General features: G+C 26.5%; 23 protein-coding genes and 2 pseudogenes. 8 read left to right on the top strand and 17 right to left on the bottom strand.

The genetic code is table 11. The features are described 5' to 3' along the window. The first annotated feature begins 99 nt into the window (after positions 1-99). From ABUA17_RS15330 to ABUA17_RS15315, 4 genes are all read left to right on the top strand, one after another. Positions 100-888: a GDSL-type esterase/lipase family protein gene (locus ABUA17_RS15330; protein ID WP_288161373.1), complete on the top strand. Its 789-nt coding sequence runs from the start codon at positions 100-102 to the stop codon at positions 886-888. Between the two features lie 115 nt (positions 889-1,003). Then, entirely contained in the window at positions 1,004-1,513 is a 510-nt protein-coding gene (locus tag ABUA17_RS15325; RefSeq protein WP_055292200.1) for a DUF4358 domain-containing protein, read from the top strand. A gap of 23 nt (positions 1,514-1,536) precedes the next feature. After that, entirely contained in the window at positions 1,537-2,427 is an 891-nt protein-coding gene (locus ABUA17_RS15320) for an MBOAT family O-acyltransferase (RefSeq protein ID WP_349818118.1), read from the top strand. A gap of 19 nt (positions 2,428-2,446) precedes the next feature. Further along, entirely contained in the window at positions 2,447-3,646 is a 1,200-nt protein-coding gene (locus tag ABUA17_RS15315) for a DHHW family protein (RefSeq protein ID WP_288161374.1), read from the top strand. A gap of 112 nt (positions 3,647-3,758) precedes the next feature. On the opposite strand, the gene ABUA17_RS15310 is transcribed toward ABUA17_RS15315, so the two are convergent. Together ABUA17_RS15310 and ABUA17_RS15305 are read right to left on the bottom strand one after the other, a co-directional pair. Then, positions 3,759-3,920, bottom strand: a complete 162-nt coding sequence (locus ABUA17_RS15310) for a nitroreductase family protein (RefSeq protein ID WP_156327479.1) — start codon at positions 3,918-3,920, stop codon at positions 3,759-3,761. 7 nt (positions 3,921-3,927) lie between these two features. Next, entirely contained in the window at positions 3,928-4,116 is a 189-nt protein-coding gene (locus ABUA17_RS15305) for a flavodoxin family protein (protein ID WP_195949604.1), read from the bottom strand. Between the two features lie 23 nt (positions 4,117-4,139). On the opposite strand from ABUA17_RS15305, the pseudogene ABUA17_RS15300 reads away from it, so the two are divergent. Continuing rightward, positions 4,140-4,310: pseudogene (locus ABUA17_RS15300) on the top strand (winged helix-turn-helix transcriptional regulator); the annotation flags it as partial. Between the two features lie 134 nt (positions 4,311-4,444). Here ABUA17_RS15300 and ABUA17_RS15295 read toward each other — a convergent pair. The 8 genes and pseudogenes from ABUA17_RS15295 to ABUA17_RS15260 all read right to left on the bottom strand — a co-directional run. Next, a pseudogene (locus tag ABUA17_RS15295) lies at positions 4,445-4,552 on the bottom strand (ZIP family metal transporter); the annotation flags it as partial. 140 nt (positions 4,553-4,692) lie between these two features. Further along, a complete protein-coding gene (locus ABUA17_RS15290) occupies positions 4,693-5,391 on the bottom strand; it encodes a hypothetical protein (protein ID WP_154821335.1) in 699 nt (232 codons plus the stop codon). 243 nt (positions 5,392-5,634) lie between these two features. Continuing rightward, positions 5,635-8,901, bottom strand: coding sequence for a sensor histidine kinase (locus ABUA17_RS15285; protein ID WP_288161375.1), 3,267 nt, complete (start codon positions 8,899-8,901; stop codon positions 5,635-5,637). A 290-nt stretch (positions 8,902-9,191) separates the two neighbouring features. Continuing rightward, positions 9,192-9,959 carry a sugar phosphate isomerase/epimerase family protein gene (locus ABUA17_RS15280; RefSeq protein ID WP_288161376.1) on the bottom strand — a complete coding sequence of 256 codons (768 nt, stop codon included), beginning with the start codon at positions 9,957-9,959 and terminating at the stop codon, positions 9,192-9,194. Between the two features lie 39 nt (positions 9,960-9,998). Continuing rightward, a complete protein-coding gene (locus tag ABUA17_RS15275) occupies positions 9,999-11,252 on the bottom strand; it encodes a sensor histidine kinase (protein WP_288161377.1) in 1,254 nt (417 codons plus the stop codon). Further along, on the bottom strand, positions 11,245-11,925 hold the full coding sequence (locus ABUA17_RS15270) for a response regulator transcription factor (protein WP_042401809.1): 681 nt from the start codon (positions 11,923-11,925) through the stop codon (positions 11,245-11,247). Before ABUA17_RS15270 ends, ABUA17_RS15275 begins: the two co-directional genes overlap by 8 nt. Further along, positions 11,925-12,473 (bottom strand): UBA domain-containing protein, encoded by a 549-nt coding sequence (locus ABUA17_RS15265; RefSeq protein WP_195955571.1) that lies wholly within the window; start codon positions 12,471-12,473, stop codon positions 11,925-11,927. The genes ABUA17_RS15270 and ABUA17_RS15265 overlap by 1 nt, the downstream gene beginning before the upstream one ends. Before the next feature lie 146 nt (positions 12,474-12,619). Beyond that, entirely contained in the window at positions 12,620-13,159 is a 540-nt protein-coding gene (locus tag ABUA17_RS15260; RefSeq protein WP_042401804.1) for a DUF4342 domain-containing protein, read from the bottom strand. A 300-nt stretch (positions 13,160-13,459) separates the two neighbouring features. Between ABUA17_RS15260 and ABUA17_RS15255 the strand changes: the two genes are divergently transcribed. Then, positions 13,460-14,134, top strand: a complete 675-nt coding sequence (locus ABUA17_RS15255) for a potassium channel family protein (RefSeq protein WP_055277568.1) — start codon at positions 13,460-13,462, stop codon at positions 14,132-14,134. 424 nt (positions 14,135-14,558) lie between these two features. Here ABUA17_RS15255 and ABUA17_RS15250 read toward each other — a convergent pair whose 3' ends face one another. The 4 genes from ABUA17_RS15250 to ABUA17_RS15235 all read right to left on the bottom strand — a co-directional run bounded on the left by ABUA17_RS15250 (position 14,559) and on the right by ABUA17_RS15235 (position 18,703). Further along, the gene (locus tag ABUA17_RS15250) at positions 14,559-16,562 is read right to left on the bottom strand and encodes an oxidoreductase (protein WP_055277570.1); all 2,004 of its coding nucleotides are present in this window, start codon (positions 16,560-16,562) and stop codon (positions 14,559-14,561) included. Between the two features lie 194 nt (positions 16,563-16,756). Further along, positions 16,757-17,203: a type II 3-dehydroquinate dehydratase gene (gene aroQ / locus ABUA17_RS15245; RefSeq protein WP_042401796.1), complete on the bottom strand. Its 447-nt coding sequence runs from the start codon at positions 17,201-17,203 to the stop codon at positions 16,757-16,759. Between the two features lie 173 nt (positions 17,204-17,376). After that, the gene (locus ABUA17_RS15240; protein WP_055277572.1) at positions 17,377-18,246 is read right to left on the bottom strand and encodes a shikimate dehydrogenase; all 870 of its coding nucleotides are present in this window, start codon (positions 18,244-18,246) and stop codon (positions 17,377-17,379) included. Between the two features lie 271 nt (positions 18,247-18,517). Continuing rightward, entirely contained in the window at positions 18,518-18,703 is a 186-nt protein-coding gene (locus ABUA17_RS15235) for a hypothetical protein (RefSeq protein WP_042401791.1), read from the bottom strand. Between the two features lie 341 nt (positions 18,704-19,044). On the opposite strand from ABUA17_RS15235, the gene ABUA17_RS15230 reads away from it, so the two are divergent. Beyond that, positions 19,045-20,406, top strand: coding sequence for a dicarboxylate/amino acid:cation symporter (locus ABUA17_RS15230; RefSeq protein ID WP_055277574.1), 1,362 nt, complete (start codon positions 19,045-19,047; stop codon positions 20,404-20,406). A 49-nt stretch (positions 20,407-20,455) separates the two neighbouring features. On the opposite strand, the gene ABUA17_RS15225 is transcribed toward ABUA17_RS15230, so the two are convergent. From ABUA17_RS15225 to ABUA17_RS15215, 3 genes are read right to left on the bottom strand one after another with little or no spacing between them, the layout of a single operon-like run. After that, positions 20,456-21,211, bottom strand: a complete 756-nt coding sequence (locus tag ABUA17_RS15225; RefSeq protein ID WP_055277575.1) for a hypothetical protein — start codon at positions 21,209-21,211, stop codon at positions 20,456-20,458. A 1-nt stretch (position 21,212) separates the two neighbouring features. Next, positions 21,213-22,085, bottom strand: coding sequence for an ABC transporter ATP-binding protein (locus ABUA17_RS15220; RefSeq protein ID WP_055277577.1), 873 nt, complete (start codon positions 22,083-22,085; stop codon positions 21,213-21,215). Positions 22,086-22,089: 4 nt separating this feature from the next. Then, positions 22,090-22,452: a GntR family transcriptional regulator gene (locus tag ABUA17_RS15215; RefSeq protein ID WP_042401775.1), complete on the bottom strand. Its 363-nt coding sequence runs from the start codon at positions 22,450-22,452 to the stop codon at positions 22,090-22,092. Positions 22,453-22,840: 388 nt separating this feature from the next. Between ABUA17_RS15215 and ABUA17_RS15210 the strand changes: the two genes are divergently transcribed. Continuing rightward, entirely contained in the window at positions 22,841-23,398 is a 558-nt protein-coding gene (locus ABUA17_RS15210) for a class IV adenylate cyclase (protein WP_055277581.1), read from the top strand. Positions 23,399-23,564 lie beyond the last annotated feature (166 nt).

The raw sequence follows: 23,564 nt of genomic DNA, 5'->3' as shown, positions 1-23,564 counted from the left end.
GGTATTATTTAGTCTCGCAAACTTATTGTATTTCCTTAGGTTGAGAAGAGCAATGTTCATATAACTTAACAGATCGATAATATTTAAGAGGAAGATAAAATGAGAAGAAAAATATTAACTGTAATTACCTTAGCAATGTCATTTTATATTATATTTTCATTTATCACAGGTATGTTAAATGGAGTTTTTCAAAGTAAAAGTCAATCTCGAAAAGATTATCTTGTAAAACTTGAAAATAAATCTTTAGCTGATTTGCAAGATAAAATAGATACTTATCAAAATGATATTTTAAATAAAAAAAATGATAACATTGAAAATCAATCCATTGAAAAAATGGATATCAATTATAGTAAATACTATGAAAATACTATTTTCATGGGAGATTCCATAACTGAAGCATTATCTGAATTTGGTATTTTAGATAGCTATAACGTAATTGCCAATAAAGGAGATACTGTTGTAAATGCTTTGCAAAATACGGACAAGCTTCAAGGTATTAATCCTAAAAACTTAGTTTTATTATATGGTATGAATGATGTTATTGCCTTTGATAGTAATTCATCTGAAGAAAGCTCCAATGCATTTAAAGAAAAATATATTGAACTTATTAATTCAATTAAAGCAGTACTACCAAAAACAAATATTTATTTAATATCTCCCCTTCCTGTAATGGATAATGCAGTTAACACCAATCCTATATTAACTAATGAAAACTTAAATAACTTTAGATTGAAAGTTCACGAAGTTGCAACCACCACAGGTAGTACGTATATAGATTTAGCCAGCGTAATAACTGAAAAAGATTATTTGCATGAACAAGATGGAATTCATTATAAATATGATTTCTATACATTATGGTTAGACTTTCTTATTAATTACATAAAGTAAAGTTTAAATTATATATAACAAAACTTACTTTACCATATAAATACTTTTATATAATTTAAAATTTTCATAATTGATGGATTAATTAATATTATTAAATTTATAATGAGGACTATATATGATACATAAATATAAAAAAATAAAATTTAACCAACAAAAGAAGTATACAAAATATTATTTACTTGAAATAGTTATACTTATATCTTTATTCATAGGTTTATATCCTATATTAAGTATTAAGAGTGCCGATATGTCCGCAATAAAAGCTAATTTAGAAGAAAACCTAAAATTAGACTCCATAAATATTGGAGATGAAAAAACATTAAAAAATTTATATTACATTAATATAGGATCTATTGAAGATTTTATATCTTATGCACCTAAAAGTAATATGGATGTTGAAGAAATATTAATATTGAAGTTAAAACATGGCGCAAACATGGATGAAATTAAAACAAAAGTTAGTACAAGACTAGAAAAACAAAGTGAAAGCTTTAAAAACTATAATCCTGAAAAATATGGAATCATTGAAAACGCCATATTAGAAGAAGAAGGACAATATTTAATATTTATTATCTCTGAAAATTCTTCATCTATATATAAACTAATTAAAGATAACTTTAAATAACTAAATAATTGGAGTGAATAACTATGGTCTTTAGCAGCTTAATTTTTATATTTATATTTTTACCACTAGTTTTAATAAGCTATTATGTTGCTCCTAAAAGATTAAGAAACACTATTATACTTTTAGCTAGTTTAATCTTCTACACATGGGGTGAACCTATATACATTGTACTAATTATTATATCAATACTTATAAACTATTTAGGTGCTTTATTAATTAGAGTACATATTAACAATAAAGAAAAATCTAAATTCATTTTTATAACAATACTACTTATAGATATAAGCATACTATTCTTTTTTAAATATTATGGATTTGCTATAGAATCTTTAGGATCTATTATTGGCTTGGATTTAAAGGTTAAAACTATTGCTCTACCACTTGGAATATCATTTTATACATTCCAACAAATATCATACATATCTGATATTTATATGAAAAAAACTAAACCACAAAGAAACTTAATAGATTTTGCAGCTTATATTACAATGTTTCCACAGCTTGTTGCAGGCCCAATTGTTAAATATACTGATATACATAAACAACTTTCTAATAGAAAAGAAAGTATAAATAAATTTGGAAAAGGAGTTCAGCGATTCATTATAGGTTTAGGCAAAAAAGTAATACTAGCTAATAATCTAGGCTTAATTTGGTCACAAGTAAAAGAATTAAATTCAAGTGATTTATCTGTTATATTAGCTTGGATAGGTATAATTGCTTTTACTCTTCAAATTTACTTTGATTTTAGTGGATATTCAGATATGGCAATAGGTCTTGCTAATATGTTTGGCTTTGACTTTTTAGAGAACTTTGATTATCCATATATATCAAAAAGTATAACTGAGTTTTGGAGAAGATGGCATATTTCATTAGGAGGATGGTTTAGAGAATATATTTATATACCTTTACTTTAGGTTTTAAGGAGGTATTTTTATGGAAAATCCCCCAAAAAAATATAAAACTAAAAGAAATGAAATAAATAAAAGAAAAATCAAAAAATATAATAGAGCTCTAAATGTACTTATGGCTTTAATATTTATATGCTTTATTACAGTTATAATACTTTTTAATGTCTTAAAAATCGATAAGACATTCTCTGAAGAAGAAAATAGAGTATTAGCAACAATGCCTAAATTTACAATAAAAAGCTTCTTAAGTGGAGATTTTGTTGAGAACTACACAAAATATGTAGAAGATAATTTTGCTGGAAGAAAGGGATTTGTCAGTATCAAGACTAATTTAGAAAAGCTATCTGGAAAAACTGAAATTAACTCTGTATTTATCGGAGAAGATGGACAGTTATTTGAAAAGTTTGAAGAGGGACCAGAAGAGGAAACTAAAGCCAAAATAGACGCCATAAATTCTTTTTCTGAAAAGTATAAAAACTTAAATATAAGTTTTATGCTAACCCCTACAGCTACTAAGGTTCTTGAAGATAATTTACCTAAATATGCTCCTAATGATGATGAATTATCTTATATAAATACTGTTTTTTCTGGATTAAACAGTAATATTAACACTATAAATCCATATGAAGCTTTAAGCGAAAATAAAGATGAGTACATATTTTATAAAACAGATCACCACTGGACAAGTAAAGGTGCTTATATTGCTTACACTGTAATGTGTGAAAAATTAGGCTTAACGCCAAATTCTATTGAAAACTTTGATGTTGTTACTGTTACTGTTACTGATTCATTTTATGGAAGTTTATCTTCTAAAATAGGTATACAAGGTAAAAAGGCAGACAGTATTGATATATACATACCTAAAGAATCTGACTTTATTGTGACTTATGTAGATGAGCAAAAGAAAAGTACAAGTCTCTTTGACAGTACATATTTAGATAAAAAGGATAAATATAATGTGTTTACCGGCGGAAATCATCCTCTAATTAATATAAAAACCTTAGGTGATCCAAATAATAAATTATTAATTATAAAAGACTCATACGCAAATTGTTTTTTACCTTTTTTAACTTCTCATTATGGTGAAATTAATGTAGTTGATTTAAGGTATTTTTATGATGACTTAAATACTCTAATTGAAAATAAAGAAATAACAGATATATTATTTTTATATAATGCTAATACATTTAATAGCGATGATTCTATATTAAACATTGGAATGTAACAAAACAAAAATTGCTAGTAGATAATTAAATATAATTATCTACTAGCAAAATATTTAGACACCTAACTTCATAGTTTGTATCCTTATATGATCTAACTATTCTTTATATTTCTTAATTATATATTTCCTTATGAATTCTACTTTCATCATATCTATCTTTTTGATTTATCTCTACGGTTGAATATCCTATTGGTAGAACACAATAAGGCTTAATATTTTTAGAAAGATCAAATAATTCACTAATATAATTCATTCTATCTTCTAATTGATCCATTTTTATCTTATAAAACATGTAAATACTTTATTTTCATTTTTTGAGCATACATAGTAGCTTTTGTACCCTCTAAGGCATTCATTAAAAATGCCATATTATTTCCTAATACTCTCATTATTTGCATACCTTCTTCATCTTCGAATACCTCATCCGGAGTTGTTCCATTAATAACATTCCAATAGTTTGTTGTTGGCATAAACATTTCTGCATAAGTTAAATTTAGAAGAAAAAGGGTTAGTTAATAGAAAGGTTTATCCTGAAGTTCCACCTAAGGTAGAATATTCTCTTACTGAAGGTGGTCGTTGTTTAGAAAAAATATTAAATGATTTATATGACTGGTCATATGATTATGCAAATAACCATGATATAGTTATTTCTTGTAAAAAATAAAAATTAAAAGCTAATCATTCCTTTAACTATTTAGAATGATTAGCTTTGTATAATTTTATCACTATTTATATAAATTCATTTCATTCTAAGAATAATATCCATTAATCAATTAATTATATTTATAATATTATCTACTAGGATAATGCCACATCTAAAATCATCATAATTGCAAATCCTATTGTCCCTATATCAGAATGATCTCCAATTGAGCTTTCTGGAATTAATTCTTCAACAACAACATGACCTCCTTTATTAAAATAAATTATATTTTTATATTAACTCATTTGATAATTATTATCAATTATTCTTGTGATCTTTATAAATATTTATATATTATAAATAAGTTCCTGACTAAATATACCCATTTAATCAGGAACCTTTTTTATTTTTCAATCATATATAATAATGCTTGTTTAGCATTTTCAGTATTCTTAGAATCAATAAGTATTCCTATATATATATCTTCATCTGAATAAATCTCACCATTTAATAATACTTTATCATCAATCTTTATTCCATAAGGTGCTTCGTCACTTATACTTGCAATGTTACCCTTATCATCTAGCTCTGTAACTTTTGCCATTACAAATTTATTATTTAAAGAATTATATTCTTCTTCATTTAAAATTGTAGAGAAATCAGTTAATGCTCCCTTTTCACTTAATGATTTAAAGTCATCTTCATTCATAATCAATAATTGTATTGCATCAGCACCCATTAAATCAAATAATCTTCTATCATTTTCTTGTAAGCTTTTAATTGATATAACATCTTTCTCATTAGTAATTTCTAATACAGATCTTAACTCTTCTTGAACTTCCTCTTTATTATTAATTTCTATCCCACCAAATAATCCTATTGCTAAAATATCTGTAGTTTTATTAAATACCATTATATTCAAAAAATAGCCAATACCAATAATAATTACTATAGAAACAATCACTTTTTTTAAATAATAATCTTTGAAATATTGCCATTTTTCTTCTTTAGACATTTTCTTTAATGATTCTTTTTTCGGCCTATCACTATGCTTTTTATAAATTGATGCATTATCATCTAAGATAGTTTTTTTATTAATCATAATCCACTACTCCCCTTTTAACTTTAATTCACTATTTGAATTTGAATTTATTTTCTATCATTTTATAGCCATAAAAATAAACTTACCATATATCTAATACATGATAAGTTTATTAGTTTATTTTTAATAATAATTGTTATCTTTTTTAGTTGCTCTATACTAAAACCATTTATATTTCTTACTGAAAAAAGTTATAGCTAACATGAACCTTAGTTAATTCTAACTTCTAAATTTAATAAAAACTTACTCTTCCAATACACTAGGAAGTCCTATAGTAAACCTACTTCCGCTATTAACTTCACTTTCAAGTCTAATATATCCTCCATGCAGCTCAACTATATACTTAACAAGTGTAAGCCCAATACCGCTACTACTTACCTTTGTAATATTAGCCCCATCCACTTGTGAAAATCTTTTAAAGATAAACTCTTGATCCTCTTCTGATATTCCTATACCTGTATCCTCTACAGTGATTTCAATGTATTGATTAACCTCTGAAATAAATACATATATTTCTCCACCTTCTTGAGTAAATTTCACTGCGTTACCTAATAGATTAATCACACATCTTTCAATTTCAGTAGCATCACAAGATATTACTTTTTCCTCCATATCTGGATCAATTATAAGAGTTAAGCCTTTCTCCTCAATATATTTACTCATATTAAGTGCCGCTTCTTCCACTATATAAACTATATCATTATTTTCTTTATTAATTTTATAATGACCAGTTTCTATTTTTGAACTATCTATAATATCACCTATTATTTTTAATAAGCCCTCACAATTTTTACTTATAATCTGCATATATTTACTTAACTTTTCTTTATTGATAGAACCTTCTTTATTAAAAGTATTTATTAATTGAACTGTTGATGATATTACATTTATAGGTGTTCTAAGCTCATGTGATAAGTTTACAAAGTAATTATTTTTAAATTTCTCTTTATTTATTATTTCTTCACTTAACCTTTTATTTTCTTCTAATTGATTATTTAATTTCATTGTCTTTTGATTTACTAATTTTCTTAATATCTTAACATAAGTAAAGATATATAAAACTACTACCCCTACTGTAAATATATATACTAAATAAGCTATAGGTGTTTTCCATATAGGATTTTTAACCCTCATATTCATAATTGTTTCTTCAGTTAAATTACCATGTCCATCTCTAGCTCGTATTTTTAAAATATATTTACCTGGCTCTAAAAATTTTATAGATAAGTCACTACTAGAATCTACATATATCCAATCTGAATCAATTCCTTCAATCATATATTCATAAGTTATATTATCTAAATTACTGTAATCAGGTAAGAAATAATCAATGAATAAATCTTTATCATCATACTCTAAAATTAGTTCATTCTCATCATAAACTTCCTTTCGTTTTCCTATTAAAATATCTCCAATAACTACTTTATCATTAGTTTTTTCCGGCTCAACTATTTCTTCTGGTTTAAAGTAAGTAATCCCTTTTGTACTTCCAAACATCATAGTTCCATCTCTACATATGATACTAGATCTTAAATTAAATTTACTCCCATATATCCCATCCATCTCAGTAAAATTTATTATATCTTTTGTTGCTAAATTTAATTTGCTCAATCCTTTATTACTACTTATCCAAATATTATTATCTTTATCAGGTAATATTGAATTTATGAAATTATTAATTAATCCTTCGGCCGTTGTATATGAAGTAAATTTCTCTAACACTACATCCAATTTACTTAATCCCATATTAGTTCCTATCCATAAATTCCCCAACTCATCAAAAGTCATACAATTTATATTATTACTAATTAATGATTTTTTATCTGATGAGTCATTAATATATTGTTTAATAATACCATCTTCTTTACTATATTTAATTACCCCAGTATCACTACCACTTAGCCAAATAATATCATTGTCCTTATTATCTGCTATAATATATTTTATATTACCTGGATTTATATTAGCTTCCCTTAATTCATTGCTATAATATATTTTTTCTTCTGAATTAATATCATAAGCGTAAAAGTCCTTTTCAGTAGCTGTCCATATTTTTTCTCCATCATTATATAAATAATTCACTTCATAAAAATAATCCTGCTCATATGTATCACGTGTATATGAATAATTTTTTGTATCAATTGCTAGTAACTCTTTATTATTAGTAATAATAATAAATTGATTATTTATACTAAACATATTTTTTATATAATTATCATTTAAATTAATCTCACTATCACTTTTTTCTAAGTGGGTTATTAAATCTCCAGCTTTATTATATATGTATATTCCATTAAATTTTGTAGCTACCCATATTTGTTCACCATGTTGTAAAATAGACATTATATCTTTATCATATAACAGCCCACCGCCTTGATCATTTCTTATTGTATGGTTAAATTGTTTATTCCCTGTTAATATATTTACCCCTCTATCAGTACCTATCCATATTACACCATTAATATCTTCATAAAAGCATGTTATAACATTACTAGAAAGATCATTCTGTATTTTTATATCTTTCTTAAATTCTACCATCTCCATAATATCTCTAAAATACACTTTGATTCCATCGCTACTAGATATCCACATATTATCTTTACTATCACTCATAATAAAACTATTATTATATATATCTATATATTGATTTTCCAAAATACTCTCTATCTTATCTTCATCAAAGCTATATAATTTTACACCATCATTTGATAAAATAACAATTTGCATTGATTCAACATTATTAATGTGACATATAATAATTCCTTCTTTTGTAGAAATCCACATTTCCCCTAAACTATTACTCCCAATATCATAAATAAATAATTTATTTTCATATATTTTAGTTTGACTATATGCAATTTTAAAATCTTTATCTATTATATTTATTCCATTTTTTGTACCAACCCATATACAATTATATAAGTCCTCTTCTAAACATGTTATATACGAATTGGTCAATGAGTTATCATCTCCCTCATCATTATAAAATTCTTCAGCTTCCCAAGTCTCAATATTTAATTTTATTAATCCATTTGAAGTACCAACTAACATAATATTTTCTTCGTAACTAGTATTTAATATTGCTGTAATTTCTACTTCTCCTAAATTATACTTAATATTCTTATATTCCTTAACCCGTACTACATCATAAATATTATTTATTATAATATCCAAACCGTTATCGGTTCCGATCCATATATTTCCGAAATCATCTTCTACTATAACATTTATATATGTTGAACTTAAAGAATTTGAGCTATTAATATCTGCATTATATGTCTTTACTACTTCACCATCGTATCTATTTAGCCCATCTTGTGTACCTATCCACATATACCCTTTACTATCTTGAAAAATTGTTGTTATATAATCATTAGAAAGTCCTTCAGTAACAGATAATTTATCAAACTGTCTTTCTCTTCCTAATATATCTGCAGATGTGCTTTTAAAACTAAAAATATTAATTAAAACACATATAATTACTACATTTATTACTGCTTTTAATCTCATTAATCTCCTACCCCATTTATACCTATCACATATTAAAATATTACCAATTATATTATATAAAAACCAACATTTTTTTCAATAATATTGTACATTTTTCCTTCGAATTATCAATTTTTTAATATTTTTCTTAAAAAAATAGAACTAGCTTAACATCGAACTAGTTCTATTTTATATTTATTATTTCCATTAATCCCCTATTTAATTTTTACTATTTATTTGGCAAGAAAATTAAAAAGTTAACCTTTATTATTTGATTTAACCTTTATATATACTTCATATATACTTAATATTTACTTATTATTTCTTTTCATTATAATTGAGATTGATTCTTCTGCTTCCTTAAAGTCACTTACTTCAATTGTCATTGATGGATTATTACAATATTTATCTATCAATTCTAATGTCTCTATAACCTCAATATTTCCACTATTCAATCCACGATGACTATCTTTTTTACCATCATTATTATTTAAATGTAAATGTCCTATTCTACTACCTAATAATTTAATTATTTCTTCTAATGATTGATTAGAGTAACAATTTGCATGACCTATATCTAAACAAATAGAAATAATATTGCTATTAATTTTATCAACGAGCTCCTTTAAAACTAATAAATCTTTATCATACATATTTTCAATATGTATATTTATGCTTTCATCCTTATCAATTAAAAATTCATTCCAAAACTCTAAGGAATTATTTATATATACATCTTTAAAATATACATCATCATAATAGCATGAATGAAAAACTATTCTATCTGCACCTAACCTTTTTGCAACAGAATATGCTTGATTGTATCGTGTTAATGTAGCTTGTTTAATCATATTATCAAAACTTGCTGTGTTTAAATCTAAAAATGGCCCATGTATAGATAATGATCTATTTTTTATTAACTCACCATTTCTTTTGTAATATTCTACTATACCATTGTCATCTTTATCTAATGTATATCCTATTCCAAACTCAATTATTTCAAGTCCAATATCATACTTATTTAATATCTTATTAACTCTCTCCTCTGGGAAAAGTTGTGATATATATATTTTTCCCATAATATCTACTCTCTCTTTATCTTAATTTTTAAAATTTTTCTATTTGTTTTGTGGTAGATACACTGTAATTCTTGTACCTACTTCTTTTCTGCTCAAAACACTAAAATATCCATTATGATTATCAATAATCCATTTAGCTATAGATAATCCAAGCCCAGTACCACCATTTTTTCTGACCCTCGCAGTATCAGCCCTAAAGAAACGCTCAAATATATGTGGCACATCTTCAGCATCCATTCCAATTCCATTATCCTGTACAGAAAAATAAGCTTCTCCCTTATTATTTCTCCCTATTTTTAGTATTATATCTTCTCCCTCTTCAGTATATTTTGCTGCATTTTCAACTAATATCCTAGCAGTTTGCTTAAGAAGACCACTATCTCCATAAATATTAACATCCTCTAACTTAATATAACTATATATATGTTTATCATCTATCATTTTAGATTCTTCTACAACATTCTTAATCATATCACTTAAAGAAAATTCTGTTATAGTTAGCTGAGTTTTACCGTTAATACCTCTTGCTAAAAACAATAATTGCTCAACTAAATTTTTCATATTTTCAGCTTCAGACTTTATTGCTTCAATAGATTCATCTAATACACTTTCATCACTTTTTCCCCATCTATCAAGCATATTTGCATAACCTTGAATTACTGAAATAGGAGTTCTAAGTTCATGTGAAGCATCAGAAACAAATCGCGCCTGTTGCCTATAAGAATCTCTCATTCTATCTAATAATTTGTTAATAGCATCCTCTAACCCCTTAAACTCACTATCTCCAATATGAATTCTTTCTTCTGAAGAAGTAGGACTAATTTTTGATATAGCATCTTCTAAACTATGAAACTTTTCTTCATCAAATACCATATCACTAAGTCTGTCTGCTGTTTCTGCTATTTCACTAAGAGGCTTTAAAATTCTTCTAACCTTAGCTGTACCAAATATTATTTCTTCTAATAAAAATATACATTCTACTATTCCGATTATAATTAATATTTTTCTTATATTATATAAGAAATCACTTGCTTCCTTAACCATAGTTTTTCCATTATCCCATATTACCGTATATGTAGCCGTTTCTATTGGATAAAAATTTATTGATCTTTGAGCATTATTTACTAATTCTCCATAAAAGTTTTTTTCAGCATCAATACACCATAATCCTATTAAAATTATAAGAATAATGGTATCTATTATAAGGAACTTAAAAAATAAATCTCTTACTTGTATTGCATTAAGCTTTATTGCAATAGATATAACATTCTTTGTTTTTCTCTTCTTACTCATCTTTTATTACGTATCCTACACCACGAACTGTAGTTATTATTTTAGTATTAAAAACATCATCTATTTTAGTTCTTAAAAATCTAATATAAACATCTATTACATTTGTTTCTCCAATATAATCATAGCCACATGCCTTTTCAATAAGTACATCTCTAGTTAATACTATATTTTTATTTTCCATTAATATTTGTAGTAAGGTAAACTCTCTATTAGTTAATTCAATTTCATTATTATCATACATTACTTTATGCTTCATTTTATCTAAGCTTAATAATCCACATTTTATTACATCTTCATCCTTTTTTGCTGTAACTATTCTCTTTTTAAGTGCTGTTCTTATTCTTGCAAGTAACTCTTCAATTGCAAAAGGCTTTGTTATATAATCATCTGCACCAGCGTCAAGCCCTGACACCTTATCCATAACAGCATCCCTTGCTGTTAACATTATTACTGGAATATCTGATGTTTTTCTAAGTCTCCTTAATACCTCAAGTCCATTAAGCTCTGGAAGCATAACATCTAGAAGGACTAAATCTACTTCACCCTTTTCAGCAATTTCAAGCCCTTCTCTCCCATTATTAACTTTTATTACTTTATACCCTTCATGAATTAATTCTAGTTCTATAAATCTCGCAATTTTTTCTTCATCTTCAACAACTAAAACTTTAATCATTATTTACCTCCAGACTTTATTTTTGATTTAATATTTTGTACCTCTTTTGATATTTTGCTTAAAATATCATTAGTCTTATCAGTATTAACCTTTTTAGATTCTACTGAAAATTTTATATCTAAAAATAATCCAATGACAACAAGAGGTATTAATATCCAAAATCCAAATATTAAAAGAACAATAACTACTGTAAGAGGCAGCTTTAAAAAGAAATTATTTTTACCCCTTATTTCTATAAAAATATTATTGCATGTATCTATAACCTTACATATAGCTTCAAAAATTCCTTCAAAGTTATTATTCGATTTATAATTGTTATCTTTTTTAACTTCCTGAAAATTAAATTGTTGATCTTCGTCTTCATAGTTTTCATTATATTCATTAGTATAAAATATACTAACAGAAGGTCTCTTTACCTTTCCTTGCTCTTCCAAATACAAAATTGAATCAAGTATATCCCAATTATTTATTTCTAATACACATTTTGCTTCTTCATAAGTTATCCCTGTTTTTTCTCTTAACTTTTCTACAAGATTAAGCTTATCCACAAATGTTCCTCCAACTTTTATTTACTAACACATTATTTAAATTCTATCCCTATTTATTAAATTATACCATTATACAAAATATTTCTAAATAACCCATAAAAATAAAAAGAATCCTGAAAATAATTCAAGACTCCTTTTATGCTATATTAATTTTCTTCATATCCTTTTTTAAAATCTTTTTTTATAGTATCCGCTGATTCTGATACCTTTTCAAAAACATCATTTACTCCATCACAATTCATATTAGGTCCTCCAACTGAATACTTATACCCACAGAATAAACCTATTATTAATAATACTACAGTTGGTGGCATAAATAGTATTAATAAAATTATTGAGATTGTTAAAGATATTCTTATTGGTTTTTCATTATCCTTTTTAATTTCAAAATAATTCTTATTTCCTTTAGAAATAATCTTTCCTAAACATTTAAATATTCTTCCAATAACTTCTCCAATTCCACCATAGCTTTCGTCCTTTTTTTTACTGTAATCTTCTTTCTTTTGCTCCTCTTCTTTTACTTCAATAATAGTAGTAGTTTCATTATTTTCTACTTTTCCATTTCTCTCTAAGTAAATTATTGCATCTAAAAGATCCCAATTACATTTTTCTAATACTTCTTGTGCCTCTTCATTAGTTACATAAGCTTTCTCCATTAATTTTTTAATCATTTCATTTCTTTCCATTTATATAACCTCCATAAACTGAATTCTAAACTTCAGATAAATTTATTTTTGTTGTTTACCATGGTTATATAATACTTTTAGTAAATTAATCTAAAATATAAGAAAGATTAAAATTAGATTAAAAAAGAATACTACTTAAAAATAATATTAATGCCGTTAAAATATTGTTAAATTTTTGTTATAAATTTTTAACATTGGAAGATTAGGACCTATGACAATAGCCACTATTTGGAGCTTTAAAAAGCCATCAGATGCATGTTACTCAGAAGAAACAGTTATAATAGGATAGGAGAAATGTTTATGCTTAATTATAAATCAGTAGTAGAGTTTGGAATAATAGGAATAGGAAGACTTGGATTTTCCTTAGCAAAAACATTAATAGAATCAGGAAAAGATGTTATAGTATTAGATTGTGATGAAAATAAAATAAAGAATATTAGAGGATTTACAGATAACGCATTTGTAGTTAATAACTTAGACAAAGAAACTTTACAAGAAACTGGAATTCAAAATTGTGAAACAGTATTTGTATGCATAGGTGAAAAAATAGATGTAAATATCTTAACTACATTAAATGTTATTAACCTAGGGGTACCTAGGGTAATTTCTAAAGCAATAACTTATGAACAAGGCTGTGTTTTGGAAAAAATAGGTGCACAAGTTGTATATCCTGAAAGTGATATGGCTGTTAGAATTGCAAATAGACTATTAAATGAAGAGGCTTTAGAGTTCATTGAATTAAATAATGATATTCATATAGAAAAAATTAAAATAACTGATAGATTAGATGGAAAAACAATATCAAATTCTAAAATACGTGATAATTTCAATTTAAATATTATAGCTTTAGAAAGAGATAGAAATACAATAATAGAAATTGATCCTAGCTGTATATTAAGAAAAGATGACTTACTTGTAGTCATAGGTAAAAAAATTAATATACGAGCTCTTGAAGAATTTTTAGATATTAAATAAGTGTATATCAACATATATGTAATAATTAGCCTTAACCATTTTTAATTAATGGCTAAGGCTATAAAACTATAAAGTTTATCTTTATTATTTACTTTGCTTATATAATATTTTTAGTAAATTAATCTAAAATATAAGAAGAATTAAAGATTAACTATTTTATTTTTCTTCCATAAATAAAAATCCTCCTGAAAATCAAAAATGCTAGATAAGATAGTTGGTCTTATCCAACCATATTATCCAGCATATAACAATCGTATATATACCCTCCGATGAACACTAAAATAATATCATAATTTATAAACACCATCAATATCCCATAAATAACCATTATAATTTTGGATTAAATACTTATTTTATCTCAACTGATATTTCTGGCATAAAAATAACCCAGCTGATTCATCAACTGGGTTATACTTATTCTCTATTAAAGAGCTCCAATTCTCTTAAGTGTATTAGTAATATGTCTACCTTCTTCAACACCTTCAATAATTCTTCTAGCTCTAACACTATCACCAATGTTAACAACTTCAACATTAGTTCCAGCAAAGTTTTCTTGTAATGAGGCCATTAATGGTGAGTATGCTCTCATTCCTAAACATACAAATCCATAATCAAAGCTTATTTCTTCATCTGCTCCATCTTTATTAACTATAAAGCTGCTATCTTTAATTTCTAATAATGAAGTTTCAACTCTTACATCTACTTCCTTCTTCTTAAGCATAGTCATAAAGTCAAGCTTAGTTATTATATCCATTCCATTTCCTACAGCTGGCATTCTTTCAACTATAGTAACGTGAGCACCTTTATGAGCAAAGTATTCAACTACATCTAGTCCAACAGCTCCTCCACCGATAACTCCTATTTTCTTTCCTTCTAAGTCCATTTCATTGAACTTTTCAATATTATTTATTAATCCAAAGATTGATAATACTTTTGAATCTTCTTTATCAACTCTATCATGTAATCCTGTAATTGGAGGTAATAATGGAGTTGATCCTGTAGCATTAACAACTACATCAGGCTTTAAGTTTTCTATTGCTTCCATTGTAGCAGTAGTATTTGTAAATATATAAAGATTTCTTAACTTCTTAGCTCTGTTAATTAAGTAATTTGGGAAATCATTAATTCTATCTTTAGCTGGTAATTTAGCTATTTCTCTAGCTAATCCACCTAAGTAAGGTTTAGCTTCAAATAAGAATGTTGTACATCCAACTTCAGCAGCTGTACAAGCAGCTTCTAACCCTGCAGTTCCTCCACCAATAACAACAACGTTAACTGGCTTGTTTACTTTCATAGAAGTATGAGCTTCTTCTCCTAAAATAACTTCTGGATTTATTGTACATCTTACTGGTCTGTTTATTCCGATTCTATGACCAGCACATCCAATGTTACAAGATATACATTTTCTTAATTCATCTTCTCTTCCACTTCTAACTTTGTTAACCCATTCTGGATCAGCTATAAGTCCACGTCCCATTGCTAATAAATCAGCATGTCCTTCTGCTAATATCTTTTCAGCAACTTCTGGATTTCTTATGTTTCCTGAAGTTATAACTGGCTTATTAAACTTTTCTTTGAAAGCTTTTGCCATGTATGAACGCCATCCATCTTTTAAATAGTTAGCATCTATTTGATATTGAAGTGTATCATTAACTGCAGCTGATACATTTAATATATCAATTTCATCAATAAGGTATTCCATCATTTCTAATGTATCTTCTAATGTGTTTCCACCTTCCATGAATTCATCTGCACTAAATCTAAAGCTTATTGGGAACATTGGTCCTACTGCAGCTCTAACTTTTTCTAATACTAATTTAGGGAATCTTACTCTATTTTCTAAACTTCCACCAAATTCATCAGTTCTCTTATTGTATAAAGGTGATAAGAATTGGCATAGTAAGTAAGAGTGTCCTCCGTGAATTTCAACTGCATCAAATCCAGCCATTTGAGCTCTTCTTGCAGCATCTGCATACTTATCAGCAATTGCATATATTTCTTCAACTGTTAATGGTCTTGGAATTGCTCCACCAGTTTTTGAAGGTACATTTGAAGAAGATACTGGTGTATTTCCTTCTATTCTTCCTGGTACAGCTGATGCTCCAGAGTGATTTATTTGAATAGCAACGCAAGCACCATGTCTATGTAATCTTTCAGTTAATCTAAATAGATTTGGCATATATCTATCATGATCTAATCTAATTTGAGTTGTTCCATTTGAACCCATAGGGAAATCAACACATGCATTTTCTACAATTATTAATCCAGTTCCACCTTTAGCTCTCTTTTCATAATATTGAACATGCTCTTCAGTGAAATCTCCCATAGCTCCACCGTAGTTTGTTCCCATTGGAGGCATAGCAACTCTATTTCTAATAGTCATATTTTTAATTGTTAATGGTGTAAATATGTTTTGGTACTTATTCATCCTACATTCTCCTATAAATTATATATTGATAAAGTTTTAACTTTTGTTTTCCTATTATCTCTTACATAAGTATAACTCTATTAAAACTATAAATCTAATGAATATTTTAAGCTTTTTTAATAGATATTATCTATTGATTTTAATCAAATTAAAAAAGGCTGTGCATATTGCAACAGCCGTTATTTATTCAAATCTTATTTATTTCTAGTGATATAGTCTTCTAAAGCTTCCATAGCTAAAACATAACCTTTTTCACCAAATCCACACATTTGACCGATGCAAGCTGGAGCTGTTTTAGATTCTTTTCTGAATTCTTCTCTAGCATGTACATTTGAAATATGAACTTCTACTGTTGGGATTCCTGTATTTCCTTTTATTGCATCATGTAAAGCTATGCTATAGTGAGTATAAGCTCCTGGGTTTATAACAACACCATCAAATTTTTCAAAGTATGCTCTTTGTAAGAAATCTATCATAGTTCCTTCGCAGTTGCTTTGAAGAAGAGTTACTTCGTGTCCTCTCTTTTCTCCTTCTTCTTTTATATAATCACATATTTCAGTGAAGCTCTTTGATCCGTATATTCCTTTTTCTCTAACACCTATCATGTTTATGTTTGGTCCGTTTATTACCATGAATTTCATATTTATTTCCTCCTAGATGCACTTATGCACTACTCTATTTTATTTCATATTATTTTTTTAATGAAACACCTACTCCTATTCGTCGTAGGTGTACACTGTGTGTAACTTCAACTAACCAAATTAAAATTTGGAGTTTCAGTCAAGTTCGCTTTGCCAAATTAAAATTTGGAAGCTTACTTATCTCCGAATAAGAATTCTTTCATGTGTTCTATTGGCATTTCTTGTCCTGTCCAGCATTTGAATGCTTCTGCACCTTGGAATAACATCATTCCTAATCCATTTATAGTTGGGCATCCAACTTCTTCTGCTAATTCTAATAATCTAGTTTTAGCTGGTTGATATACAACGTCACTTACTATAAGATCTGGTCTTAACATATCTTTTTCTATGTAAGTTTGACCAACGTATGGTTTCATACCCATTCCAGTACCATTTGTGAATATTGCTGAAGTAGCTATTTCTGCTCTTAAAGCTTCTTTATCTTCTAATCTGAATAATTTAGCTTTACAGTTAGTTTTTTCATTTATCTTCTTAACTGTTTCTTCTGCTCTTGCAAAGAATTCATCATCTTGGTTGAATATTGAAAGTTCAGCTACTCCATCTAAAGCTGCTTGGATACAAATTGCTGTAGCTGCTCCACCAGCTCCAACTATAGTCATCTTCTTACCGATAACATCAAATCCAGCATCGCTTAATGATCTCATATAACCAACACCATCAGTTATATGTCCAGTTAAAACACCGTTATCATTTATAACTGTATTTACTGCTCCTGCAAGTTCTGCAGCTGGAGTTAATTTATCTAAGTATTTATGAATAACAGTTTTGTTTGGCATTGATACATTGCAACCTCTAGCTTGCATTGCTCTTAATCCCTTTACTGCATCTTCTAATCCATCATTTCCAACTTCAAATGCAAGATAAGCATAATCTAAACCTAAATATCTAAATGCTTCATTATGCATCTTTGGTGAACTTGTATGCTTAATTGGTGTTGCTAATAATCCTATTAATGTAGTATAACCTGAAATACGTCTTTCCATTGTATTCTCTCCTTTATAGTAAATAGCTTATTTTATCTTAAGCTATTATTAATCCATTTAATCCGTCTTAATATTTTTTATAAAAATAATGAACGTTAAATATTTAACACTTAATTCTCTTTTATTATATTCCAGCACTCCATACTAATCCAATTGATTTTAACAACATTATCTATAGATATAAGCTATATATTAATTATTTTACATAACTACAGTTTATAAATGCATAAAAATAATGATGAATTATAAATAATTCACCACATTAAATATACTATGCTATTGATCCTTTATTTGTCTTCATCCATTTATAATACTTTTCTTGGCATTCTGTAGAACAAAATTTATTTCCATTCCAATAATCTACATAGTTAGTATCCTCATTACAAATGCTACATTTAAGTACTTCTTTAACTTTCATCATATTATATTGCCCCATATTTACCTTATTAAATTTCATTTTGTATGCCCCCTTATAATTTATAATTATATAAATATTTTATCACTTTTTTATTTAATAAGTAATTCTTTTTATAGATATTTTCTATCGATATTATAGTTTTTATCTATATATTTAATTTTATATTTTTATAATTACCTTTTAAATTCTTATAACTTCCTTTTATATCTAATAGTTAAATTATTGACATATTATTTTATCTAATATATTATTTATCATAACGTTAAATAATTATATTCCATTAATATAATATTAAACACTTAATTTTAAATCTACCTATAGATAACCTTTACAAAGTTATTCTATTAACCAACTTATATTAATTATTGGGAGATAATTTTATGAAATTTAATTTTACAAAAGGAAAAAACAAATCTACTGCGCTAGCTATAAGAATGGCAATATCTCTTGTACTAGCTTTAATTGTTGGTACTGCTTTCATTTTATTAAGAGAATACTTGCTTGCTAATGATAAAGGATTAATCTGGAATAGTATTAATAATATTCTGTTTCAAGATATAACAACTGAAGAAGGAAGGAATTCTTTAGGTATTTTCTACATACTGGGCCAATTGTTTATTAACTGCCTTCAATTAATAATAATTCCAATGGTATTTTCATCAATAGCTCTTGCTATGTGTCATATTAGTGATACTAAAAAACTTGGAAGAATATCATCAAAAACATTGTTAGGTTTTTTAATAACTTCTGTATTTGCATTAGCGACTGCCTGTGTATTCGGATTTTCAGCTTACAAACTTGGATTTTTTAATGTTAATCTTTCTAGTAGCGCTACTACATCTGTAACTACATCTACTGGTAGCAATCCTCTACTTGTAGTACTTAATGCAGTTCCAAATAACATAGCTAATGTTATGAGTAATAATTCAATGGTATTATCTATAGTATTTTTAGCTGTGGTTGTTGGTTTATGTATTAATGCTCTAGGTGAAAAGATATTAATTTTAAAGAATTTACTTATCGATATAAATAATATAATTAGTGTATTTTTAGGATTTATTATAACTAAGTTTAGTCCATTTGCTGTTTTTGTATTAATTACTAGAACTTTTGCAGTATATGGTTTAGACCGTTTAAAGCCAGCATTAGCCTATATGCTTACTGTTACCATTGCATCAATAATATTCTTAGTTATTGCTTATCCAGTATTTGTTTATTTAAACACTAAATTAAATCCTATTATATTCATGAAAAAGATTGCTAAAGTTGCTCTTTTAGGTTTTTCAGCCGCTGCTTCTTCTGCTGCATTATCATTAAATGAAAAAACAACAGTTGAAGAACTTGGAGTTAATAAAGATATTGCTTCTTTTGTACTTCCTTTAGGCATGACTATCAACATGAACGGTACTGCAATCATGCAAGTTATAGCCGCTATCTTCATTGCGGCTAGTTCTGGATATAGCCTTACTATTCAAAATGTAATATTAATAGCAGTTTTAGCATTAATAGCTTCTATAGGTACACCTTCTGCACCTGGTTCATCATCAATAATACTTTTTACAGTATTAACAGGTATGGGATTTAATAATGAAGCTACACTTATAGCTTATTCATTAATTATTGCTATAAATAGACCCATAGATATGCTAATTACTTGTTTAAATGTAATTGGAGATTCTGCAACTGCAGTAGTTGTAGCTAATTCTGAAGGTTGCTTAAATAAAGAAATATATAATAGTTAATATTAAAAGGAGTATCTAAACTTAATATAGATACTCCTTAATTTATTATTTATCTTTCTTTAATTACTGCTTTCCTAATTAATAAAAATGCAATACCTGATAAAACTACTACTAATATTAAAAATGTTAGTATACAAGCAAACACATTTACCGGATTAAATCCAAATATATAATCAAGAAACTTATTTATTTTCATTGTTAACCCTGGATTTCTTATCGAAAAATTCCCACTAAATATTATAAATACCACTGGAATAACTGATACAATAACTTTTACATATTTGTTAGATCTATAATAAATCATATTAATAACTATTCCAACTATATAAGCTACAAGATAAAATGAAAATTGAAATAATATTGTATTTAAAATTGTGGTAAAACTATTACTTTGTACCCACATTCCATTAAAAACATTATTCATCCCATCCACTAGGTTCCCATAAGCCATATCATATAAAGTAGGATTTCTAATAAAAATATTATTTGCTCTATTTATAATAATATCTATGATTGACATAATTAAAGCCAATGGAATACTTGATATTAATAACCCCTTAATAAATGTCCTTCTAGATATACCATTACTTTTAGCAAAATAGAAATTTGATTTAAAGGAGTTTAATCCACAAACAAATAAGAAAATTACAGTTGCAAATTCTATACCTGACATTGTACTTTTTAATCCACCAACATAATTACCTATACATAAAGCCATAACTATAGCAATAAAAATCAAATAGTATACCATTACTGATTTCATAACCGATTGGATATTCATTTTTGCAATTCTTAAACTTTTCATATTAAACTTCCTCCTTTTCAGTTAAATATATAAATAACTTTTGCAATTCAACCTTTGAAAACTTCAACCCCAAATCTTCTGCTAACTTTTTATCTTCTTTAGTTAAATTACCTATTATAGTTGCAGATTTAAATGATGTTATTTCTTCAACATTTACTATATTTTTTGCTTCTACAAATTTATCAATATTTTCAGTTAAACCTGAAACTGTATATGCCTTTTTTAATAACTCTTCTGCTTCATCACTACTTATAACTTTGCTATTATTCAAAATAATTACCTTTTCTATTAAGTTTGAGACTTCTTCAATAATATGAGTAGATAAAATTATAGTTTTAGGACTTTTAATATAATTTTCCATTAACACTTTATAAAACAACTCTCTATGATTTGCATCAAGTCCAAGTACTGGCTCATCAAATATTAAAACATTTGCATTTGAAGCAAGTGTAGTTATTATTTTACATATGGAGTTATATCCTGTAGAAAGATTTTTTATCTTAGTATTTATATTTAAATTAAATTTCTTTGCTAATTCTAAAGCATATTCACTATCAAAATTATTATAAAATTCTTTAGTCCATTTAAATATTTCTTTTACTTTATAATCTTCCGGATATAAAGTTCTTTCCGTCATAAAATATATCTTTTCTAAAGCGTTATCATTCTCATAAACATTTTCGCCATCAATAGTTATTTCACCTGAATCTACTACTGCTCTATCTGTAATTAAATTTAATAAGGTAGTCTTTCCAGCTCCATTTCTTCCTAATAGCCCATAAATTTTATTTTCTTCAAATGTTATATTTATATTATTTAAGACTTGCTTTTTGTTATAACTCTTACTGACCTTTTTAATCTCTATTATAGACATATCTTTACCCCTCTTTATTAATCATCTTTATAATATCTTCTATTGATATATTTAACTTCTTTGCCTCATCTAAAAGTGTAACTATATAATCATTAAAAAAGCTTTCTTTCCTTTTGTTCATTAACAATTCTTTACTTCCCTTTGAAACAAACATCCCAACACCTCTTTTTTTATATATAACTCCTTCATCAACTAAAATATTAAATCCCTTCCCTACTGTAGCAGGATTTATTTTATATTTCACTGATATCTCTGTAGTTGATGGTATCATTTCATCCTCTTTGAATATTCCTTTTATAATACTATCTTCTATTGCTTGCGCTACTTGAATGTAAATAGGAATATCGTTGTTAAATTCTATAATCATATTATATATCCAACCTCCTTTTTATTAGTTGGTTAATTAGTTAATTACTTATATAACTAACTATATAACCAATTGCTATTTTTGTCAATATTTAACTTGTATATTTTTACATCAAAAAAGGAGTTTACACTTAATCACAAGCATTAACTCCTTTAATCTATCTATACTATATATTTATTATTTCAAATTTATTAAGCAATCTTCTCTATAAAAATCACTCAATACTTTATTTAATCTAACTTATTATCATACATATATATTTCATCCTATTTATATTCTAAATTTATTCCTATTTAATAAAGGGCTCTTCACTTGATTATTTTTAATATAACTTATTTATTGTATAATAGAACTATTATTATTTTAAAATTGAGAGGAGTACTATTTAATGAAAGAATTAGAAACTAGAGTAATGGATATTGATGTTGATGATATTAGAAATAAAATGAAATCTTTAGGTGCAATTAAAGTTAAATCTGAAGACCAAGTTAATGAAATATATGATTTTGAAGATGGTAGACTTTTAGCTAATAAGGGATATGCTAGAGTTAGAACTACTATTGATAGACTTACAGGAAAAGAAACTGTATTTATGACTACTAAAAAAATGTTAAGTCAAGGCACTTTTAAAGTTATGGAAGAAAATGAAACCATTGTTGAAGATGGAGAAATGGCTAGAAGAATATTTAAATCTTTAGGTCTTGTACTTCAAGAATCTATTTCTAAATATAGAGAAAGCTATAAAATTAATGATTCTTTAATTGAAATTGATATTAATGATAAGAGTTTTTGTCCTTTCCCATACTTAGAAATTGAAACTACTTCTGAGGAAAAGCTTGAAGAAATTCTTAAATTAATTGGTTATACTTTAGCTGACACTACTTCTAAGACTATTTATGAAATTTTAGCTGAAAGAGGAATCGAAGGAGAAATCAAAGGGCGATAATTCAGTTTCAACGTATAATAGCGAAAAAAAGAAATATTATACTTCCGGGAATTAGTTAAATCTCACCTTGAATTTATATAATTGATTCCGAGACTGTAGATAATTTTGTGTAATATAGTTTCTTATAAATCAAATATTACTGGAAATTTTGATTTCCAGTAATATT

Source organism: Clostridium sp. RTP31139st1_H3_RTP31139_211217 (assembly GCF_040227035.1).
GTDB classification, from domain to species: Bacteria; Bacillota; Clostridia; order Clostridiales; family Clostridiaceae; genus Clostridium; species Clostridium saudiense.
Note: the sequence above shows the minus strand (reverse complement) of the source record. Positions and strands in the feature narration are given on the sequence as shown.

Bases quoted from the DNA above. Each gene is read 5' to 3' on its own strand.
- ABUA17_RS15285 (WP_288161375.1), bottom strand. From the start codon at position 8,901: ATGAGATTAAAAGCAGTAATAAATGTAGTAATTATATGTGTTTTAATT.
- ABUA17_RS15235 (WP_042401791.1), bottom strand. From the start codon at position 18,703: ATGAAATTTAATAAGGTAAATATGGGGCAATATAATATGATGAAAGTT.
- ABUA17_RS15210 (WP_055277581.1), top strand. From the start codon at position 22,841: ATGAAAGAATTAGAAACTAGAGTAATGGATATTGATGTTGATGATATT.
- ABUA17_RS15215 (WP_042401775.1), bottom strand. From the start codon at position 22,452: ATGATTATAGAATTTAACAACGATATTCCTATTTACATTCAAGTAGCG.
- ABUA17_RS15220 (WP_055277577.1), bottom strand. From the start codon at position 22,085: ATGTCTATAATAGAGATTAAAAAGGTCAGTAAGAGTTATAACAAAAAG.
- aroQ (WP_042401796.1), bottom strand. From the start codon at position 17,203: ATGAAATTCATGGTAATAAACGGACCAAACATAAACATGATAGGTGTT.
- ABUA17_RS15280 (WP_288161376.1), bottom strand. From the start codon at position 9,959: ATGGGAAAAATATATATATCACAACTTTTCCCAGAGGAGAGAGTTAAT.
- ABUA17_RS15230 (WP_055277574.1), top strand. From the start codon at position 19,045: ATGAAATTTAATTTTACAAAAGGAAAAAACAAATCTACTGCGCTAGCT.
- ABUA17_RS15240 (WP_055277572.1), bottom strand. From the start codon at position 18,246: ATGGAAAGACGTATTTCAGGTTATACTACATTAATAGGATTATTAGCA.
- ABUA17_RS15225 (WP_055277575.1), bottom strand. From the start codon at position 21,211: ATGAAAAGTTTAAGAATTGCAAAAATGAATATCCAATCGGTTATGAAA.
- ABUA17_RS15305 (WP_195949604.1), bottom strand. From the start codon at position 4,116: ATGCCAACAACAAACTATTGGAATGTTATTAATGGAACAACTCCGGAT.
- ABUA17_RS15255 (WP_055277568.1), top strand. From the start codon at position 13,460: ATGCTTAATTATAAATCAGTAGTAGAGTTTGGAATAATAGGAATAGGA.
- ABUA17_RS15250 (WP_055277570.1), bottom strand. From the start codon at position 16,562: ATGAATAAGTACCAAAACATATTTACACCATTAACAATTAAAAATATG.
- ABUA17_RS15315 (WP_288161374.1), top strand. From the start codon at position 2,447: ATGGAAAATCCCCCAAAAAAATATAAAACTAAAAGAAATGAAATAAAT.
- ABUA17_RS15275 (WP_288161377.1), bottom strand. From the start codon at position 11,252: ATGAGTAAGAAGAGAAAAACAAAGAATGTTATATCTATTGCAATAAAG.
- ABUA17_RS15330 (WP_288161373.1), top strand. From the start codon at position 100: ATGAGAAGAAAAATATTAACTGTAATTACCTTAGCAATGTCATTTTAT.
- ABUA17_RS15325 (WP_055292200.1), top strand. From the start codon at position 1,004: ATGATACATAAATATAAAAAAATAAAATTTAACCAACAAAAGAAGTAT.
- ABUA17_RS15290 (WP_154821335.1), bottom strand. From the start codon at position 5,391: ATGATTAATAAAAAAACTATCTTAGATGATAATGCATCAATTTATAAA.
- ABUA17_RS15260 (WP_042401804.1), bottom strand. From the start codon at position 13,159: ATGGAAAGAAATGAAATGATTAAAAAATTAATGGAGAAAGCTTATGTA.
- ABUA17_RS15270 (WP_042401809.1), bottom strand. From the start codon at position 11,925: ATGATTAAAGTTTTAGTTGTTGAAGATGAAGAAAAAATTGCGAGATTT.
- ABUA17_RS15310 (WP_156327479.1), bottom strand. From the start codon at position 3,920: ATGGATCAATTAGAAGATAGAATGAATTATATTAGTGAATTATTTGAT.
- ABUA17_RS15320 (WP_349818118.1), top strand. From the start codon at position 1,537: ATGGTCTTTAGCAGCTTAATTTTTATATTTATATTTTTACCACTAGTT.